This window comes from Gemmiger formicilis (genome assembly GCF_900167555.1).
In the GTDB taxonomy this organism is placed as follows: Bacteria; Bacillota; Clostridia; order Oscillospirales; family Ruminococcaceae; genus Gemmiger; species Gemmiger formicilis.
Map to the genome: position 1 here is coordinate 1 of NZ_FUYF01000013.1, position 18,027 is coordinate 18,027.

An 18,027-nucleotide genomic window follows, 5' to 3' on the forward strand; every position below is an offset into this window, starting at 1 on the left:
CCGCCCTACAATCCCCGGAAAGTGCGTGCCGCCATGCGGGGCGTCGGGGACGCCGCCCCCTACAAAGTACGCCGCGCTGTAGGGGGCGGGCATGCCCGGCCCGCGGCCTCCCGGAACCGCCCGTTCACGGTTGACCCGCAGGGGAGGGATTCATCCCTCCCGCACCGTGTGCCGCTGCCGCCCAAACAAAAACCGCGCAAGGCTCCTCGCCCTGCGCGGTCATTTTGCATACTAAAAAACGTTACGCCGTTTTCTCGCCGTTCTGCTTTTTCAGCTCGACCAGAATCTCGGCCAGCAGCTCCTCCTGCGTGGGGGCGGCGGGGGCAGCAGGCTCCTCCGCCGCAGACTCCTCCGCGGCGGGCTCCTCATGCTTGCCCATCTCCATCAGCTTGTTCATGGCCTTGACGATGCAGAACAGCACGAACGCCATGATCAGGAAGTTGATGACGGCGGTGATGAACGCGCCGTACTTAAAGACCAGCTTGCCGTCGCCAAAGACATCCCACATCATGGCGTCAAAGTTGACCTTGCCCAGAATACCCAAAATCGGGCTGATGAGGTTGTCTGTCAGGGAGGTGACCAGCGTGGAGAACGCACCGCCGATGATAACACCGATGGCCATGTCCATCATGTTGCCCTTCAGGGCAAAGGCTTTGAATTCCTCAAAGAACTTTTTCATAAGTAACCTCCTCAGAATTTAAAATGCCGATGCAGCGTTTTACTTTTTCAGCAGCTTTGCCACGGTCTGGGCCGCATTGTCCAGATAGTCGCCCGCGAACATCTCGATCATGCCCGCATCGGCCTCCTTGGCCAGTTCGGGGTCGATGGGCATCTTCGCCAGCACCGGCAGCTTGTATTTGTCGGCGATCTCGTCCACATGGCTGTCGCCAAAGACGTTGATGTGCTTGCCGCAGTCGGGGCAGACGGCGTAGCTCATGTTCTCGACCAGGCCGAGGATGGGCACATGCATCATCTGGGCCATCTGGACGGCCTTGCCGACGATCATGCCGACCAGCTCCTGCGGGCTGGACACGATGACGATGCCGTCCACCGGCAGCGTCTGGAACACGGTCAGCGGCACGTCGCCGGTGCCCGGGGGCATGTCAACGAACAGGAAATCAACGTCCCACACGACCTCCTGCCAGAACTGCTTGACCGCGCCCGCAATGACGGGGCCGCGCCAGACAACGGGGGCCTCGGGGTCGTCGAGCAGCAGGTTGATGCTCATGATTTCCACGCCGGTACGGCTGGAAACCGGGTTGATGCTCTCGCCGTCACCGGTGGCCGGGCCCTTCACGCCGAACAGGCGGGGGATGGACGGGCCGGTGATGTCGGCGTCCAGCACGCCGGCCTTAAAGCCAAGGCGGCGCATCGAGACAGCCAGCATGGCGCTGGTCATGCTTTTGCCGACGCCGCCCTTGCCGGAAACGACGCCGATGACTTTTTGGATACGGCTTCTTGCGTGCGGCGGCTCATGCTGCGGCGCGCGGTGATCGCAGTTGGACTTGCAGCTGCTGCAATCGTGGGTACAGGCTTCGCTCATGGTATATTTGCTCCTTTAAAAATTGCTCTTTCTTCAGTTTACCAAAAATCGCGCCGGAATGCAAGACACCGGTCAATTTAAAAGCGCCCCAGCGGTGTCTCCATTTTACCGTGTGCATCCCTCTCCCGCAAGTCATACCGCGCCGCCTGCCCGCATACCCATCAGCAGGGGAAGGGGGCGGCGTATGAGCAAACGCAGAACGTACCTACACAATGCGGCGCTGCTCACCGGGTCGGGGCTGGTGCTGCGGGCGCTGGGCATGGGGTTCCGGGTCGTGCTGGCGGCGTATCTGGGCAGCGAGGGCATGGGTCTTTACCAGCTGATTCTGGCGCTGTACATGGTGTTTGTCTCGTTCGCCACGGCGGGCGTCAATGTGGCGTCGGCGCGGCTGGCGGCGCAGAGCCTGGCCCGCGGCAGCGGCATGGCCGAGACCCTGCGCGGGCTGTGCATCACGGCGCTGGGCTTCGGCACGGCGGCCATGCTGGTTCAAAGCGTATTGGCCGGGCCGTGCGCGCGGTATCTGCTGCACGACGTCCGGGCCGAGACCGCGCTGCTGATTTTGGCCCCCAGTCTGCCGTTTATGGCGGTGTCCGGGGCGGTGCGGGGGTGCTTTTTGGCCGCGCGGCGGGTGCAGCCGAACATCACGGCGCAGCTCATCGAACAGCTGGTGCGGATGGCCGTCGCCGCGGCGGGTCTGCGGGTGCTGGCGCAGTGGGGCGCGGGCTACGGCTGCGCCGCCGTGCTGCTGGGCAACACGGTCAGCGAGAGCGTCTCCTGCGGCATTATGCTGGCTTTTGCCGCACGCACGCCGGAATTTGCACCCCGGCCCGGTGCGCCGCTGCACCCCTACACCCGCAAGGAGCTGTACGACATCCTGTGGCCCGTCGAGGGCAGCCGCCTGCTGGCCAGCGCCCTGCAGGCGGCGGAAAGCAGCCTGATCCCCTACACACTGGCGATTTACACGGGCAGCCGCGCCGAGGCCGTGGCCCAGTACGGCAGCTTAAAGGGTATGGCGCTGCCGCTGCTGTTTTTCCCGTTTTCGGTGCTGGGGGCGCTGTCCGGCCTGCTGATGCCCGAGATCACCCGCGCCCACACAAAGGGCGACACCGCCGCCATGCGCCGCCTGATTTTTACGATGCTGCGCATGACCGGCGCGTTCTCGCTGGCGGCGGGGGCCGGGTTTGTGCTGCTCGGTGCGCCGCTGGCCGGGTTCATCTACCGGGATGCCAAGGTTGGGCGGTATGTGCAGCTTTTGGGCTTCGTCGCGCCGTTCATGTATCTGGAGAGTATGGTGGACGGTGTGTTAAAGGGTCTGGGGGAGCAGCTTGCTACATTCCGATATTCGCTGTTTGACTCGGTGTTCCGCATTGCGGCGATTTGGCTTGTCGTGCCGCAGTACGGCATGATGGGGTTCCTGGGGGTCATGGCCGTGTCGAATCTGATGACCTGCGGGCTGAATATGAGGAGGATGATGAAACAAATAAAAAAGCCTTCCCCCTAGGGGGAAGGTGGCCGAGGCCCCGTCCGAGGTCGGATGAGGGGGAAGGCTTGCGGGGGTATCCCGTGAACGGGAAGGTACGGCAGACGCTCCCCTCATCAGTCCGCTTCGCGGACAGCTTCTCCCTCGGGGGAGAAGCCTTTGGCGCGGGTTACAGCGTTTCCCCGCTCACCAGTCCGTTCCACAGCCGGTAATATACGCCCTGCTTCGCCAGCAGCTCGTCGTGGCTGCCCTCCTCCTCGATGCCGTCGCGGCCCAGCACCAGAATGCGGTCCGCATTTTTGATCGTCGTCAGGCGGTGGGCAATCGTCAGGGTCGTGCGGCCCTTTGCCAGCTTGTCAAGGCTCTGGCCCACCAAAATCTCGCTCTCGTTGTCCAGGGCACTTGTGGCCTCGTCCAGCAGCAGGATGCGCGGGTTCTTCAAAAAGACGCGGGCAATCGCCAAACGCTGCTTCTGCCCGCCGGACAGCTTGACGCCGCGCTCACCGACGTAGGTGTCGTAGCCGTCCTTCAAAGCGCGGACAAAGGCATCGGCTCCGGCCAGGCGGGCAGCCTCCTCAATTTCGGCGCGGGTCGCGCCGGGGCGGCCATAGGCGATGTTCTCCGCCACCGTGCCGCTGAACAGGTAAACGTCCTGCTGCACGACGCCGATGGCCCCGCGCAGGCTGTGCAGCGTCACGCCGCGCACGTCCTGGCCGTCAATCAGGATCTTGCCGCCCGTCACATCATAGAAACGGGGGATCAGGTTGCACAGCGTCGTCTTGCCGCCGCCGGAAGGCCCGACGAGTGCGACATTCTCGCCCGGGCGGATATGCAGATCAACGTGGCGCAGGACCTTGTTGTGGTCGTCGGGGTACTCAAAGCTGACGTCGTCAAAGTCGATGCCGCCGTCCTTCACGATCAGCGGCTTCGCGTCGGGGGCATCGGCGATGGTGACGGGCGTATCCATGATCTCGGCAAAGCGCTCAATGCCGGTCATGCCGCGCTGGAACTGCTCGGCAAACTCGACGATGCGGCGAATCGTCGCAATCAGTGTCGAGACATACAGCACATACGCCACAAGGTCGCCCGCGCTGATGGCCCCGTACACAAGGGACAATCCGCCCGCCAGAATGACGACAAAGTACATCAGACCGTCAAAAAGGCGCGTGGACGTGTTGAACGCCGCCATGGCGTGGTAGCTTAAGGTCTTGATCTCCTCAAAATCCCGGTTGCCCTGCGCGAACTTCTCGCGCTCCATGTCCTCGGCGGCAAACGCCTTGACGACGCGCTGCCCCAGCAGGCTGTCCTCGATCGTGGCGTTCAGCTCGCCGATCTGAAAGCGCTGCTGGCGGAACCGTTCCCGCAGCTTGTGGTTGAGCTTGACCGAGACCAGCCCCATCAGCGGCACGCAGGCAAAGACGATGAGCGTCAGCGGCACGCTGGCCTGGCAGAGGATAACAAACGATGCCGCGATCTTTATGCCCGCAATGAAGAACTCCTCCGGGCAGTGGTGGGCAAACTCGGTCACATCGAACAGGTCGTTGGTGATGCGGCCCATGATCTGACCGACCTTCGTGTTGTTGTAGTAGGTGTGGTCGAGCCGCAGCAGGTGGTCAAAGGCGTCGCGGCGCATGTCGGTCTCGATGTGTACGCCCATGATGTGCCCGATGCCGGACATAAAGTAGCTTGCCGCGCCGTCGATGATGCGCAGCACAAAGTAGAGCGCGGCCAGCCGCAGCACGGTGTCCACGGTCAGCGCGGCGGCGGAGACGGTGTTCGTCAGCGTGCGCATGATGGCGGGCAGGGCGATGTCGCAGAGCGTCGTCAGCGCGGCGCAGAACAGGTCAAAGGCCAGCACGCCGCGGTACTTGGCCATATACGGCAGAAAACGACGGATCAGGGTGCTGTTTTTGGGGCGCTGCGGAGTAGTGGTTTCGGACATGGGTACCTCTTTCGTTTGATGATTTTTGCATGGGAAATATCGCGGTAGGGGTCGGGCATGCCCGGCCCGCAGCCTTACGGAAAACGCCTGCCTGCGGGCGCATATAGAATGCGCCCCTACGTTGAAATCGACATTCTCCGTAGGGGCGGATTCTATATCCGCCCGCGGCAGGTGTGGCTTATTCGGTAATTTCCGGGTCGCCGGTCGGCTCCGCGGCGGGGGCCGACTCCTCCGGCACAGTGGGCTCGGGTGCAGGCTCCGGCTCCGGGTCGGGCGCCGGCAGGGCCGGGAGGGTCTCGGTCATTGTCTGACCGCAGACCGAGCAGGTGTAAACATTGCTGCCGTCCGCGCCGACCTGCGGGTCGGTGTGGCCGGTCAGCTGCCAGCTGTGGTTGCCGGTGGCGGGGGATGGGTCGGTCATCTGCTCACCGCAGCTGCACTGGTAGGTCTTTACGCCGTCCGCGGCGCAGGTCGCGGTATCGCTGACGAGCTGGAAATTGTGGACGTGCTGCTCGGGCGTGGCTGTCGGTGTCGGCACCGGCGAGGGCGACGGCGTCGGGGTCGCCTGCACGGCCTCGGTGCGGGTCTCGCCGCAGCCCTCGCGGCGGCAGGCAAAGGTGATGACGCCGTTGCTGACGACCCCGCCGTCCCAGTCGTGGCCGAGGGCGGGCAGCTCCTTCTCGATGACTTCGCCGCAGATCGTGCACTTGTACTTGGCGGAGCCGTTGTTGGTGCAGGTCGGGTTCACCCGCGTATCCTCGATCTCCGCATAGTTGTGTTCGTGGGCGTCAGCCTTGAAATTTGCTGTCAGCACGACGCCGCCCGCGTCGGCGTTCTGGGGCATCGTGAAGCTGATCGTCGCGCTGCTGTAGCTGCCGCCGGAGCTGGCCGTCCAGCCCGCAAAGACAAAGCCCTCGTCAGGCACTGCGGTCACAGCTGCCGCCGTGCCGCCCTTTTTGACGAGCTGGCTCGTCGTGCCGGACAGCTTGCCGCCGTTCGTGGCGACAAATTCCAGCGGGACCTTCGCGCCGCGCACGGCGATGGGGTCCTTGTTGATGAGGTTCGCGGGCACGCCGTCCGGCGTCGGGATCGTGCCCAGCGGCTGCGGGCGGCGGTCCTCGGTGACATAGGCATGGGTGCGCACGTAGGTAAAATACGCGGTAACGGCCTCTTTCGAGAGGTGCACGCCGTCTGACAGCGTGTAGTCCTTTTTGGCCCAGCCCGTGGCGCCGTCGCGCAGGACCTCGGCGCTGTTCAAAAACTTAAAGCCGTTTTCCTCGCACATCTGCACGAGCGCGGCGTTGTAGGCATCGACCTGGGTCATCGTCAGGTTCGTGTTCTCGCGCTGTTGGTCCAGCGGGGGAATGGCGCTGACGATGATGTCACAGTAGGGCCACGCGGTCTGGATGGCCTGTAACCCCTGCAGATAGGTCTTTATGTAGTTCGTCGCGTCCGTCGACGAGCCGGACAGGTTGTTGGTGCCGTAGCAGATGATGATGCGCCTGGGCTTGAGCATCGCCACGGCGTCCGGTACGGTGTACATCGCGGATGAACCCTTGAACTTTTCGCATTTCAGGGAGGTGATCGCCCCCACGCCCATGCTGACAACGCCGATGTTGTTGTCCAGACTTGTGAACGCCGTGCCGGTCTCGTCGGCGTACAGCAGGTAGCGCGCCGTGTTTGAATCGCCGATGAACAGCGTCTCATCAACATAGCTGCGCCCTGCGTCGGCGGTCTCGGGCAGGGTGGTGCCGATCTCGGCAGAGACAGGCTCCGCCGACATGGCAGGCGTGGCCGCGGGCGTCGCTGTGGCGGCGGCCTTGGCAGTCTCGGCAGTGGCGGACGGCGTGGCGTCCGTCTGGGCATGGCTGCACCCGGTCAGGCAGACGGCCAGCGCCGCGGCGGCCAGCAGGACAGGTAATTTCATGCGGTACACCCCTTACACTTGATGCTATACACTGCTATGATACACCATTTTGCGGCGCGGTGCAAATGTTTCCATCAGACTTTACAAAATTACCGAAAAACGATAAAAAATACTTGCAAAACGATATGCGGCGTGGTATACTGCAAGCATCACGAACCACGGGGGTGAGAATCCCCTGGCCCCCTCTGGGAGGGGGCTCCGCCCGCAGGCGGTGGGGGAGAGAGCCTTGCGGCGATCCGAAACCGTTCGGGCACGCAATCAGGAGGAATACAAATGAAATTTACCTGGAGCGACCAGAAAAGCATCATTCTGACCCGCGTCGTTGTGGCGGGGACAATAGCGGGCTGCGGCATCATGACGGTAAGCGGCCCGTGGCTGACCCGTTGGATGGTATCCGCCAACGCCCTGCCGCCCGCCAGCGGCCCGGTGCTGCTGGGCATGGGGTACGTCTGCGCGGTGCTGGCGTTCGTCATGCTGGTCAGTCTGTACAAATTCCTGCGCCGCATCGAGGCGGGCGCGGTCTTTGTGCCCGCCAACGTGACGGCCCTGCGGCGCATCAGCTGGTGCTGTGCGGGGGCGGCGGTGGTCTGCCTGGCTGCGGCGTACATCTATCTGCCGTTTGCGTTTCTGGGCGTGGCCGCGGCGTTCATGGCGCTCATTGTCCGGGTGCTGAAAAACGCCTTTGCCCAGGCCGTCCACATGAAGGACGAGCTTGACTACACGATTTAAGGAGGCGGCACGATGCCCATTGTGGTCAATCTGGATGTAATGATGGCGCGCCGCCACAAAGGCGCGGGCGAGTTGGCCGAGGAGATCGGCATCACGCCGGCAAATCTGTCCATCCTGAAAAATAACAAGGCCAAGGCTGTGCGGTTTTCGACGCTGGAGGCTCTCTGCCGGGCGCTGGACTGCCAGCCGGGGGATATTCTGGAGTTTGTGCCGGACGAGAATCGGTAGGGGCCGGGCATGCCCGGCCCGCGGCCTTCCCGCAGGCAAACGTTTGTTATACACTGCCGAGCCGGACTTGTCCGGCCCCTACGTTGAGGTGATGGTATGCTGTATGCTGTTTTAATGTACCCGCTGGCGTATTTTTATCTGCGCGGAGTGATGTTTCCGCAGTCATATCCGGATTGGGGGATGCCGGTTTTTGCGGCGCTGTTCATTGTGTATGTGGACTGTGCCGCCCGTGCCGCGCACCGCACCGCCGCCAGGGAGACGCCGCTCTGGGCCGTATGCTGGATGGCGCTGGCTGCGGCGTATCCGTTGTACGGCTACCAGCCGGGGCCGCTGGGGGACTGGCAGTGGCCGGCATGGCATCTGTTCGCCGTCTGGTATGTGCTGGCACGGTGCGGGATGCTGGCGCAGGGGCAGAGCGGCAGCCTGGCCCCGCTGGACGCGCTGGCCGGATTTGTCCTCCTGCCGTTCGGGAATTTCTTCCTGCGGGCGCGCACGGTCTTTGCTGCGCTGCGCACCCATCTGCAGGACCGCACGGGGATACGAAAAGTTCTGCGCCTCATCGTTACCGCAGCGGTGACGCTGGCGCTGTGCGGTGTGGCATGGGGGCTGCTGGCAGCAGCCGATGCCAACTTTGCCGCACTGGGGCAGCAGGTGTCCGACTGGTGGGGCAGGCTGCTGAACAATGTGAGATTCATTGACCAGCTGATGTATATCCTGCACTCACTCCCGGTGGGTGCGTGGCTGTACGGGCTGGTGGGTGGCTCCCTGCGCCGCAAAGCCCCGCCCACCACGGCGCAGCAGTGTGCCGCTGTGCTGGAAAACTGCCGCATTGTGCCGCGCACCACGGCGGTGGCGGCTGTAATGGCGCTGTGCGGCGTCTATGCGTTGTTCTTTGCCGTGCAGGCAGGGGAGTGGCTCGCCGCTGCGCCGCTGGGGCTGGACGCACCGGACACCGCCGCTTTTGCGGTGAACGGCTTCTGGGAGCTGCTGAAAATCCTGCTGCTCAATTTTGCGGTGCTGGCGGGCATACAGTTCTTTGGCCGTGCGCCGCTGCCCAAAGCGTTGGCCGCCGTGTTCTGCGGGTTCGGCGTGGCTTTTGCTGCGCTGGCAGCGGGCAAGCTGGCTGTCTATGTGACGCTCTGCGCCCTGACGCCCCGGCGGTTCACGGCGGCATGGTGCCTGTTTGTTCTGGCCGTCTGTGCGGTGCTGGCGCTGGTGCGGGTGTTCAAGCCGATCCCGGCGGCGAAGCTCGCCATTTTTGCGGCAGCAGTCAGCTTTACACTGCTCTGCTGCGTGAATGTGAAGCAACGGGTCATTGATGTAAATCTGGCACGGTATGAAGCCGGGATAGATGAGGAGCTGGATTGGGGCGTGCTGTGGGAGTGCGGGTATAAGGAGAACGCAGCGCGGTAGGGGCCGGGCATGCCCGGCCCGCGCGCGTAAGGCAAACAGGCGCTTGCGGGAAAGCCGCACGGAGGGGTCAAGACCCCTCCCTACAGGATGACGATAACGGGTGCTTTGTAGGGAGCGGTCTTGACCGCTCCGCGGGATGTGTACGGCAAACGGCTGCCTCCCGGAAGGCCGCGGGCCGGGCATGCCCGGCCCCTACAAGGCAGCAAAAACAGGGACACCGGCCCTTGCGGGTCGGTGTCCCTGCTTCTTATGCGATTTTACGCCTTCTTAAAGCCCACGCTCTGCATGAACCTGACAAAGGCGGCCTGACCGGCGGCGTCCTGCTTAAAGACACCGGCGTTCTCCAAAACATGGCTGAACACGGTGCCGATCTCGGCCTTGACGGCCTTGTTGGCGTCCTGCGGCTTCATGTGGGTGCCGTACTTTGCAATCAGCTCGTCGATCCAGTCGGCATGGACGGCCAGCGCGTCGCCCGCCTCGCGGCTGGTGTTCGGGCGCTGCCCGGCCAGAATTTCCGCGATCTGCGCGCCCTGATCCTTCAGGCGGGCGGGCAGGATGGCCAGACCCATGACCTCGATCAGGCCGATGTTTTCCTTTTTAATGTTGTGGTATTCCCTGTGCGGGTGGAAGATGCCGTCGGGGTACTCCTCACTCGTGCGGTTGTTGCGCAGGGCCAGGTCAAGGATGTAGCCCTCGGTCTCGTCGTAGTGCAGGATCGGCGTCACGGTGTTGTGGGGCGTGCCGTCGGTCTCGGCCAGGATGCCGACGCTCTCGTCGGTGTAGCTGCGCCAGGCGGACAGGATGTTGTTGGCAACATTCTGCATCTGCTGGCTGCTGCGGCCCACCAGACGCACGGCGGAGACAGGCCAGTTCAGGATGCCCGCCTTGACGCCGGGGTAGCGGATGTCGGTCATCGGCACGGCGATGTCAGCCTTCTGCATCGGGAAAACATACCGCCCGCCCTGGAAGTGGCTGTGGCTCAGGATGCTGCCGCCGACGATGGGCAGGTCGGCGTTGGAGCCGCAGGTGTAGTGGGGGAACTGTCCGACGAAGTCGAAAATTTCCGCCAGCGTCTGCTTGTTCATCTCCATCGGCTTGTGCTGCTCGTGCAGCATGATGCAGTGCTCATGGAAGTAGGCGTAGGGGCTGTACTGCAGATAGAACTGCTCACCCGCCAGCGTGATGGGCACAATGCGGTGGGTCTGGCGCGCCGGGAAGTTGATGCGGCCCGCGTAGCCGATGTTCTCCTTGCAGAGCATGCAGGCGGGGTAGCCGGATTTGGGCTGCAGGCGCTCAAGGGCAATCGTCTTGGGGTCCTTCTCGGGCTTCGTCAGGTTGATGGTGATCTCCAGCTCGCCGTAGGGGGTGGCGGTGTTCCACTGGATGTTCTTGGCGATCTGCGCGGTGCGGATGTAGTTCGTGTCGACGCAGAGCTGATAGAACCAGTCGGTAGCGGCCTTGGCGCCCTGCTTGACGTAGAGCTTGCGGAACTTCTTGCAGACCTCGCTCTCGCGGGGCATCAGGGCGCCCATCAGGCGGGTCTCAAAGTTGATGCGGTACTGGTTGACCGCGCCGTCGAACAGCTCCTTCTGCGCGGCCAGCTCGACCATCTCGTCCAGCAGGGCAGCGGGGGTCTCTGGGTCCTCCTTCGGGGGCTTGGCCTCGCTGGGGGCGGCCAGGGCCAGCAGATCCAGCAGGGTGTTGCGCGCCACCAGAATGTCCAGATCTTTGATGAGCTTGTGCTTGTGGCCAAAGCGCAGCAGACGCTCCACGTCCAACGCCAGGCGTGCGTCGCGCTGCTCCGGGGTCAGGGATGTGATGTCAAATTCATTCTTTGCCATGATTGCCCTCCTGTAACGGTGTATGCGGTGTGATTCTGCTTCTGTTATAGTAACCATACCGCGTTTTGCCTCCGCTTTCCATAGCGTTGTGTGCCAGTCTTTTGCAATTTTCAACCAAAAGCGAAGCCCCGCTGTGCTGTCCGTCAGGACCTGCCGCAGCGGGGCGTTTTTGGCTGTTTTACTTCTTCAGATCGCTGAACAGATCCTTCTTGTACACGCCGTCGGCGACGAGCCGGGCAAAGCTGTCAATGACGGTCTGCTTGTCCTCAGCGTAGGTGACACCGAACCACTTGTCGTGGGTGGGCAGCACCTTGACGCTGACCTTGTCGGCGTGCAGCAGTTCATCAATGTAGATGGGCAGCAGGTACTCGGCCTTCAGCGGGTTGGCGGGGGCGGTCTTCTCGAAAAACTCCACAAAGCCGGATTCCAGCAGATCCACGAACTCGGGGGTCAGCGCCCACATGTTCATCGAAACAAGGCTGTCGATGTCGATGCTTTTGCCGCCTGCGGCTGCGCCGTCGGCGGTCTTTTCAATGCCGCCGGTCTCCAGCACGCCGGTCAGGTAGTGGGCGTCGTTCATCTGGCAGATGCCGCGGGTGACCGCGCCGTTGTCGCTCAGGGTGTTTTTCAGCACAAAGCCCGCCATGGCAAGGTCGCCCGGCTTGTCGGGTGTGTAGCCCTGCAGGAAGTCGTGCAGCCGGACGAACGCCTCCTTGCCGTAGTAGTCGTCGGCGTTGATGACGGCGAACGGCTCCTTAATAATGCCCTTGCAGGCCAGCACGGCCTGGCCGGTGCCCCAGGGCTTGGAGCGGCCCTCGGGCACGGAAAAGCCCTCCGGCACGTTCTCGAGCGCCTGGAACGCATAGTCGATCTCAACGCCCAGCCCGGCGCAGATCTTCTCAATGCGGTCACCGATGGCCTCTTTAAACGCCTCCTCAATGTCGTGGCGGATGATAAAGACGATCTTGTCAAAACCGGCCTCGATGGCGTCATGAATGGAATAGTCCATGATGATCTCGCCGTTGGGACCGACGGCAGCCAGCTGTTTGATGCCGCCGCCGAAGCGGGAGCCGATACCGGCGGCCATAATCACCAGTGCAGTTTTCATAGTTTCCTCCTAAATTAAACACCCTGCGTTGGGGTGTGGTAGCAAATTAATATCCGGCCATGGCCATGGCGTACTGAACAAAGCCCGGCCCGGCCAGATTGATGACCAGCGAGGAGAGCAGCAGCACGATGCCAAAGTAGAGCAGCGCCGCCCAGATGCTGGTGCCGCCCTTTTGCAGCAGGGCATCGGTGCGGGCGTCGCCCTCGGGGTATTCGCTGTAGATTTTATCAATATTTTTCTTTGAGGTGTTGCGGTACAGCCAGACCGAGAAAAGCCCCAGCAAAATCCTGACGATCCAGTCCGCAATGGCACAGACGTCGGCGGCCACGGGCACCCAATGCAGCGGCATACTGCCGAACAGCGACGGGTTGAAGGTCGCCACAATGGCGATGAGCGACGGCACGCTCAAAGCGAGGGACAGCAGGGCTGTCAGCAGACCCTCCTTCCACATCTTGCGGTAAAGCAGATAGGCAGGCCCGAACAGGAATGCCGACAGGCAGACTGCGACCTTCTGCTTCGTCATGCTCATGCGGAAAAACTGCATCAGGTAATACATCGGGCTGCGGCCCACGTAGGCGGCCCAGTCCTTGGCCTTGATGCCGTCGATGGTATCCTCGGGGCCGATCTCGCGGCGGCAGATGCCGCCGTTGTCGTCGTCGGTGTAGGTGTCGATGCGGGGGCCGGGGGTCGTGCGGCTGTTGTCGGGCTTATGCACGGTGGACGGGTCGCGGGCGTAGATCGGCACCTGCGCGTCCTCGTCCTTCGGGTCGGGTCGAGGGCCGTCGTCCTTCGGCAGGGGACAGCCGCAGTGGCTGCACTGCGCCGCGCCCGGCTGATTGTGGGTGCCGCAGTTCGGGCAGGTGGCCTCTTGCGCGGCTTTTTCGGCTTCGGGACCGAACTCGGGCTGCCATTCAAACCCGGCGGCGTGCTCCGACTTGTGCATACAGGCCCCGACCTTCTGCCAGCAGGCCCGGTGGTAGGGCGTGCCGCAGTCGGGGCAGACGACGATGTCATCCTCGTCGGTAAATGCCTGTTCACAGACAGGGCAATGGTTTCCTGTGTAACGTGTCATGTGTGGTATCCTTTCCGTAACATAAGGCCATTATACCGCATCAAATGGATAAATGCAAAGAAAACATAAAAACTTTACAAGATAAACGGAAAAACGGGCTTTTACAGCGGAGTTGTAGGGAGGGGTCTTGACCCCTCCGCGGAACCTGACGGCTGTCGCAGACTGCCCCGGGACGCATATATGCGTCCCCTGCAAGCCTGCGGAAGGTCCGTAGGGGCGGCATATATACAGCCCGGAAACCTCGCCGCTGCCGATAACGGCCCGGAGGGGTCAAGACCCCTCCCTACGAACCTTCATTATATATGATTTCCCCTCTTTACAACGCCCGCCAATTCGCTTATAATGGTACTATGTAATTTTATGCCAACTTATGTGTGACGAGGGAAACGATATATGATTACGATTGACGAACTGAAAGCAAAGCTCGGCGGCATGAAGACCGCCGTGGATGACCTGCGCGACGCATTGTCCATCGAGGCCAGCGAAAAGCGCCTGGCCGAGCTGGAGCACCAGATGACGATGCCCGGCTTCTACGATGACCAGGCCCGCAGCCAGAAGGTCATCAGCGAGATGGGCGAGGTCAAGAACAAGCTCGAGCGCTTCGGCAAGCTGTCCACCCAGTATGAGGAGGCCGAGACGCTGCTGCTCATGATCGAGGAGGAGAACGACCCGTCCCTGGCCGCCGAGGGTGAGGAGGCCGTCAACGGCGTCGAGAAGTCCATCGACGAGCTGCAGCTCATGACGATGCTCAACGGCGAGTACGACCACAACAACGCCATCCTGACCTTCCACGCCGGTACCGGCGGCACCGAGGCCCAGGACTGGGCCGAGATGCTCTACCGCATGTACACCCGCTGGGCCGAGGCCCACGGCTACAGCGTCGAGGTGCTCGACGTGCTGGACGGCGACGAAGCCGGCATCAAGTCCGCGTCGATGATGGTCAAGGGCCCCAACGCCTACGGCATGCTCAAGAGCGAGCACGGCGTCCACCGTCTGGTGCGCATCAGCCCGTTTGACGCCAACGCCCGCCGCCAGACCAGCTTCTCCAGCCTTGAGGTCATGCCCGAGCTGGACAACAACATCAACATTGAAATCAACCCCGCCGACATCGAGATGCAGGTCTACCGCTCCTCCGGCGCAGGCGGCCAGCACATCAACAAGACGTCCTCCGCCGTCCGCCTGATCCACAAGCCCACCGGCATCGTGACGACCTGCCAGACCCAGCGCAGCCAGCTGCAGAACCGCGAGTACGCCATGGAAATGATGAAGGCTAAGCTGTATCAGATCGCTTTGCAGCAGCACAAGGACAAGATCGACGACATCAAGGGCGTGCAGAATGAGATCGCCTGGGGCCACCAGATCCGCAGCTACGTCTTTATGCCCTACACGCTGGTCAAGGACAACCGCACCGGCTACGAGAGCAGCAACGTACAGGCTGTCATGGACGGCGACCTGGACGGCTTCATCTTTGCCTACCTGAAGGCGGCCTCCCGCGGCGAACTGAAGGAAGATTGATATGAATGACCGTTTTATCCGGCTGTCCATCTCGCTGGCCCGGCTGCAAAAGGTCATCCAGCGCATCAAGGCGAGCGGCATGAGCCGCATTGAGCTGAAGGCCGGGCACACGCTGGTGCTCTGCCGGCTGGCCGCCGCGCCGGAGGGCCTGCGCTTCTCGGAGCTGACAGAACGGTGCGGTCTGGACCCGGCCATGATCTCCCGCGTGCTGGCAGAACTGGTGCGCAGCGGCCTGGTGGAAAAGCGCGCCGAGAGCGGCAAGTACAATGCCCTCTACCTGCTGACCAACGCAGGCCATGACCGCGCCGCCCGCGTGGGGGCTGTTGTGGCCGACGTAGAGCGCCGCGCCGACGAGGGAATAGACCCAGACGATTTAGCGACATTTTATAAGGTGCTCGACCAGCTGACGAGGAATCTTGAGGCTGTCGATGCCGACCCGGCGGAGGCGTTTGAGCCGCTGGAAATTCAATAATGTACAAAACTGCCCGGCTGCCCCAAAACGCAGCCGGGCACTTGTTTTGTTCATATTTGGTGGGTATACTGAGGAAAATATAAGCGGCGGGCGTTATAATAGGCTGCCGTAAATCGTCTGTACTGTAGGGAGGGGTCTTGACCCCTCCGCGGCGCTGTGCGGTTGCCGCATAGTTGCGCGGAATGCATATATGCCGCCTGGTGCAGTTTCCGTCGCCCGTAACCTTCCCGGAGCGGTCAAGACCGCTCCCTACAAGCCGTTTTAAACAATTCCGCCGCCCTGTAGGGGCCGGGCATGTCCGGCCCCTGCCGCAATTTGATCCACCCCCGAAAGGAGCACCCCTTACTATGCCATCCATCACCGGCCTGACCGCCGCCGAGGTCGAAGCGCGCCGCGCGGCGGGGCAGACGAACCAGCCGCCCAAATCACAGACCAAAACCACCGGCGAGATCGTGCGGGATAACGTCTGTACCTACTTCAACCTTGTGTTTCTGGTGCTGGCCGTTATGCTGGCGCTCGTGCATTCCTGGCTGAATATGGGATTTCTAGGCATCGTGTTCTGGAATACCCTCATCGGCATTGTGCAGCAGCTTCGCGCCAAGCGTACCATCGACAAGCTGACGCTTGTCTCAGCGCAGAAGCTCCGCTGCCTGCGCGACGGCCGGTGGTGCGAGGTGCTGTCCGACGACCTTGTGCAGGACGATGTTGTCGAGTTCGGCGCGGGTGACCAGATCGCAGCGGACGCCGTCGTGCTGGACGGCAGCGCCCAGGCGAACGAATCCCTCATCACGGGCGAGGCGCGGGCCATTCCCAAGGAGTGCGGCGCGGAGCTGAAATCCGGCAGCTTTCTGATGGCGGGCCGCTGCGTGGCGCGGCTGACCCGTGTCGGGGCCGAGAGCTACGCCAGCCGCCTGACTGCTGAGGCGCAGGCCGACGGTCACAGGGTCGCGCGCGGCGAGATGATGCGCAGCCTGGACAGGCTGATAAAATTCATCGGTGTGGCGCTGATCCCAATCGGCGCGGTGCTGATCTGGAAGCAGCATTGGGTACTGGAGCTGTCCATGAAGGAGACTGTCGACGCCACGGTGGCAGCACTCATCGGTATGATCCCGGAGGGACTGTACCTGCTGACGAGCGTTGCGCTGGCCGTGAGCATGATGCGGCTGGCCCGCCGCAAGGTGCTGACCCGCGACATGAACTGCATTGAAACGCTGGCCCGGGTGGACACTCTCTGCGTGGACAAGACCGGCACGATCACCGAGAGCACCATGCAGGCGGACGACCCGCTGCCGCTGGCGGAAAATACACCCATCACCGAAATTTTATCGGCGTTCTACGCGGGAGGGCAGCCAGATAACGACACGGCCCGCGCCCTGACAGCCCGCTTCGGGCAGGGCGGCACGGCATGGGCTGCCGTGCGCACCATCCCGTTCAACACGGCGTACAAGTACAGTGCCAAAGACTTTGGCGCGCAGGGGTGCTACGTCGTCGGTGCGCCCGACGTGCTGGCGGGCAGCAGGGCGGGGGAGCTTGCCGACAGGCTGAACCCGCTGCTGGCCCAGGGCCGCCGCGTGCTGCTGCTGTCAAAATATAACGGCACACTGCCGGATCCGCCCGCGGCGCTCGACCCCGCACAGCTGGAATTTTTGGCTCTGCTGCCGTTGCAGAACCGCATCCGCGAGAGTGCGCCCAAGACGTTCCGCTTCTTTGCGAAGCAGGGCGTGAAGATCAAGGTCATCTCGGGCGACGACCCACAGGCTGTCAGCCATGTGGCTGCCAACGCGGGCATTGCCGGGGCCGAGCACTGGGTCGATGCCGCCACGCTGCAAAGTGAGGCGGCGCTGGCCGAGGCTGCCGAAAAATGCACGGTCTTTGGCCGCGTCACGCCCGAGCAGAAGCGCCAGCTCGTCCATGCTTTGCAGGCAAAGGGCCACACGGTAGCCATGACCGGAGATGGTGTAAATGACGTACTTGCGTTAAAAGATGCCGACTGTGGCATCGCGATGGCGTCGGGCGCGCAGGCGGCCAGCCAGGTCGCGCAGCTTGTGCTGCTGGATTCGGACTTTGCCGCGCTGCCCGGCGTTGTGGCCGAGGGGCGGCGGGTCATCAACAACATCCAGCGCTCGGCGTCGCTGTTTCTGGTCAAGAACATCTTCTCGTTTTTGCTCAGCATCGTCGCGCTGGCCCTGCCGCTGGCCTACCCGTTCCAGCCGCTGCAGCTGTCGCTCGTTACGTTTGCCACCATCGGCGCACCGGCGTTCTTTCTGGCGCTTGAGCCGAACCACGAGCTTGTCCACGGTAAATTCATGCGGAACGTGCTGCGCAAGGCACTGCCCGGCGGGCTGACGGATTTCCTGCTTGTGTTCTGCGCACAGGGGTTCGGCTATGCGTTCGACATCCCGTCCGACATGGTCGGTACGATCTGCACGTTGGTGATTTTGTGCGTGGGCTTGCAGATTTTGTGGGGTGTCTGCATCCCGTTCACGCCGCTGCACTGGACCATCTGGGGCAGTATGACCGTGGCGGGCGTCGGCGGGGTGTTCCTGCTGGCGCGCTGGCTGCCGCTGGTGCGGCTGGATCTGGGCAGCACGCTGGTGCTGGTCGTTCTGCTGGCCCTGAGCGCCCCGACTCTGGCCGGGCTTGTCTTTATGGGCGAGCGGCTGCACGGCATGGTCAACGATTGGAAAAATAAAAAAGCACGAAAACACGTATAAAACGACAGCCCCGCCCGCAGAAAAACGGGTGGGGCTGTCGTTT

The 18,027-nt window shown here is 62.7% G+C and carries 14 protein-coding genes; 7 read left to right on the top strand and 7 right to left on the bottom strand.

Features of this window, described 5'->3' with window-relative positions; translation table 11 throughout:
• Positions 1 to 241 precede the first annotated feature (241 nt).
• Together mscL and B5D32_RS10520 are read right to left on the bottom strand one after the other, a co-directional pair.
• Entirely contained in the window at positions 242 to 679 is a 438-nt protein-coding gene (gene mscL / locus B5D32_RS10515; protein WP_078784982.1) for a large conductance mechanosensitive channel protein MscL, read from the bottom strand.
• A gap of 39 nt (positions 680 to 718) precedes the next feature.
• Positions 719 to 1,543 (bottom strand): Mrp/NBP35 family ATP-binding protein, encoded by an 825-nt coding sequence (locus B5D32_RS10520; protein WP_200805187.1) that lies wholly within the window; start codon positions 1,541 to 1,543, stop codon positions 719 to 721.
• Positions 1,544 to 1,727: 184 nt separating this feature from the next.
• On the opposite strand from B5D32_RS10520, the gene B5D32_RS10525 reads away from it, so the two are divergent.
• Positions 1,728 to 3,044: an oligosaccharide flippase family protein gene (locus B5D32_RS10525; RefSeq protein ID WP_159447023.1), complete on the top strand. Its 1,317-nt coding sequence runs from the start codon at positions 1,728 to 1,730 to the stop codon at positions 3,042 to 3,044.
• Between the two features lie 148 nt (positions 3,045 to 3,192).
• On the opposite strand, the gene B5D32_RS10530 is transcribed toward B5D32_RS10525, so the two are convergent.
• Both B5D32_RS10530 and B5D32_RS10535 read right to left on the bottom strand, forming a co-directional pair.
• Positions 3,193 to 4,965 carry an ABC transporter ATP-binding protein gene (locus B5D32_RS10530; RefSeq protein ID WP_078784984.1) on the bottom strand — a complete coding sequence of 591 codons (1,773 nt, stop codon included), beginning with the start codon at positions 4,963 to 4,965 and terminating at the stop codon, positions 3,193 to 3,195.
• 178 nt (positions 4,966 to 5,143) lie between these two features.
• On the bottom strand, positions 5,144 to 6,892 hold the full coding sequence (locus B5D32_RS10535; RefSeq protein WP_078784985.1) for an SGNH/GDSL hydrolase family protein: 1,749 nt from the start codon (positions 6,890 to 6,892) through the stop codon (positions 5,144 to 5,146).
• Positions 6,893 to 7,165: 273 nt separating this feature from the next.
• Here B5D32_RS10535 and B5D32_RS10540 point away from each other — a divergent pair, with 273 nt between their 5' ends.
• The 3 genes from B5D32_RS10540 to B5D32_RS10550 all read left to right on the top strand — a co-directional run bounded on the left by B5D32_RS10540 (position 7,166) and on the right by B5D32_RS10550 (position 9,262).
• Complete coding sequence (locus tag B5D32_RS10540; protein WP_078784986.1) at positions 7,166 to 7,621, top strand: DUF2975 domain-containing protein; 456 nt, start codon at positions 7,166 to 7,168, stop codon at positions 7,619 to 7,621.
• Positions 7,622 to 7,633: 12 nt separating this feature from the next.
• Complete coding sequence (locus B5D32_RS10545) at positions 7,634 to 7,849, top strand: helix-turn-helix domain-containing protein (protein ID WP_078784987.1); 216 nt, start codon at positions 7,634 to 7,636, stop codon at positions 7,847 to 7,849.
• A 180-nt stretch (positions 7,850 to 8,029) separates the two neighbouring features.
• Positions 8,030 to 9,262 carry a DUF4153 domain-containing protein gene (locus tag B5D32_RS10550; RefSeq protein ID WP_159447024.1) on the top strand — a complete coding sequence of 411 codons (1,233 nt, stop codon included), beginning with the start codon at positions 8,030 to 8,032 and terminating at the stop codon, positions 9,260 to 9,262.
• Between the two features lie 257 nt (positions 9,263 to 9,519).
• On the opposite strand, the gene B5D32_RS10555 is transcribed toward B5D32_RS10550, so the two are convergent.
• The 3 genes from B5D32_RS10555 to B5D32_RS10565 form a co-directional block, all read right to left on the bottom strand.
• Positions 9,520 to 11,103 carry a UDP-glucose--hexose-1-phosphate uridylyltransferase gene (locus tag B5D32_RS10555; RefSeq protein ID WP_078784989.1) on the bottom strand — a complete coding sequence of 528 codons (1,584 nt, stop codon included), beginning with the start codon at positions 11,101 to 11,103 and terminating at the stop codon, positions 9,520 to 9,522.
• A gap of 178 nt (positions 11,104 to 11,281) precedes the next feature.
• Positions 11,282 to 12,211: a nucleotidyltransferase family protein gene (locus B5D32_RS10560; RefSeq protein WP_078784990.1), complete on the bottom strand. Its 930-nt coding sequence runs from the start codon at positions 12,209 to 12,211 to the stop codon at positions 11,282 to 11,284.
• Between the two features lie 46 nt (positions 12,212 to 12,257).
• Complete coding sequence (locus tag B5D32_RS10565) at positions 12,258 to 13,283, bottom strand: RING finger protein (protein WP_078784991.1); 1,026 nt, start codon at positions 13,281 to 13,283, stop codon at positions 12,258 to 12,260.
• Between the two features lie 393 nt (positions 13,284 to 13,676).
• Between B5D32_RS10565 and prfB the strand changes: the two genes are divergently transcribed.
• From prfB to B5D32_RS10580, 3 genes are all read left to right on the top strand, one after another.
• A complete protein-coding gene (gene prfB, locus B5D32_RS10570; protein ID WP_078784992.1) occupies positions 13,677 to 14,798 on the top strand; it encodes a peptide chain release factor 2 in 1,122 nt (373 codons plus the stop codon).
• A gap of 1 nt (position 14,799) precedes the next feature.
• The gene (locus B5D32_RS10575; protein WP_078784993.1) at positions 14,800 to 15,270 is read left to right on the top strand and encodes a MarR family winged helix-turn-helix transcriptional regulator; all 471 of its coding nucleotides are present in this window, start codon (positions 14,800 to 14,802) and stop codon (positions 15,268 to 15,270) included.
• Positions 15,271 to 15,617: 347 nt separating this feature from the next.
• Positions 15,618 to 17,984 (top strand): HAD-IC family P-type ATPase, encoded by a 2,367-nt coding sequence (locus B5D32_RS10580; RefSeq protein WP_078784994.1) that lies wholly within the window; start codon positions 15,618 to 15,620, stop codon positions 17,982 to 17,984.
• Positions 17,985 to 18,027 lie beyond the last annotated feature (43 nt).

Excerpts from the sequence above, each read along its gene's own strand:
- B5D32_RS10560 (WP_078784990.1), bottom strand. The coding sequence starts at position 12,211 with ATGAAAACTGCACTGGTGATTATGGCCGCCGGTATCGGCTCCCGCTTC.
- B5D32_RS10525 (WP_159447023.1), top strand. The coding sequence starts at position 1,728 with ATGAGCAAACGCAGAACGTACCTACACAATGCGGCGCTGCTCACCGGG.
- B5D32_RS10535 (WP_078784985.1), bottom strand. The coding sequence starts at position 6,892 with ATGAAATTACCTGTCCTGCTGGCCGCCGCGGCGCTGGCCGTCTGCCTG.
- B5D32_RS10520 (WP_200805187.1), bottom strand. The coding sequence starts at position 1,543 with ATGAGCGAAGCCTGTACCCACGATTGCAGCAGCTGCAAGTCCAACTGC.
- B5D32_RS10580 (WP_078784994.1), top strand. The coding sequence starts at position 15,618 with ATGCCATCCATCACCGGCCTGACCGCCGCCGAGGTCGAAGCGCGCCGC.
- mscL (WP_078784982.1), bottom strand. The coding sequence starts at position 679 with ATGAAAAAGTTCTTTGAGGAATTCAAAGCCTTTGCCCTGAAGGGCAAC.
- prfB (WP_078784992.1), top strand. The coding sequence starts at position 13,677 with ATGATTACGATTGACGAACTGAAAGCAAAGCTCGGCGGCATGAAGACC.
- B5D32_RS10565 (WP_078784991.1), bottom strand. The coding sequence starts at position 13,283 with ATGACACGTTACACAGGAAACCATTGCCCTGTCTGTGAACAGGCATTT.
- B5D32_RS10545 (WP_078784987.1), top strand. The coding sequence starts at position 7,634 with ATGCCCATTGTGGTCAATCTGGATGTAATGATGGCGCGCCGCCACAAA.
- B5D32_RS10550 (WP_159447024.1), top strand. The coding sequence starts at position 8,030 with ATGCCGGTTTTTGCGGCGCTGTTCATTGTGTATGTGGACTGTGCCGCC.
- B5D32_RS10540 (WP_078784986.1), top strand. The coding sequence starts at position 7,166 with ATGAAATTTACCTGGAGCGACCAGAAAAGCATCATTCTGACCCGCGTC.
- B5D32_RS10555 (WP_078784989.1), bottom strand. The coding sequence starts at position 11,103 with ATGGCAAAGAATGAATTTGACATCACATCCCTGACCCCGGAGCAGCGC.
- B5D32_RS10575 (WP_078784993.1), top strand. The coding sequence starts at position 14,800 with ATGAATGACCGTTTTATCCGGCTGTCCATCTCGCTGGCCCGGCTGCAA.
- B5D32_RS10530 (WP_078784984.1), bottom strand. The coding sequence starts at position 4,965 with ATGTCCGAAACCACTACTCCGCAGCGCCCCAAAAACAGCACCCTGATC.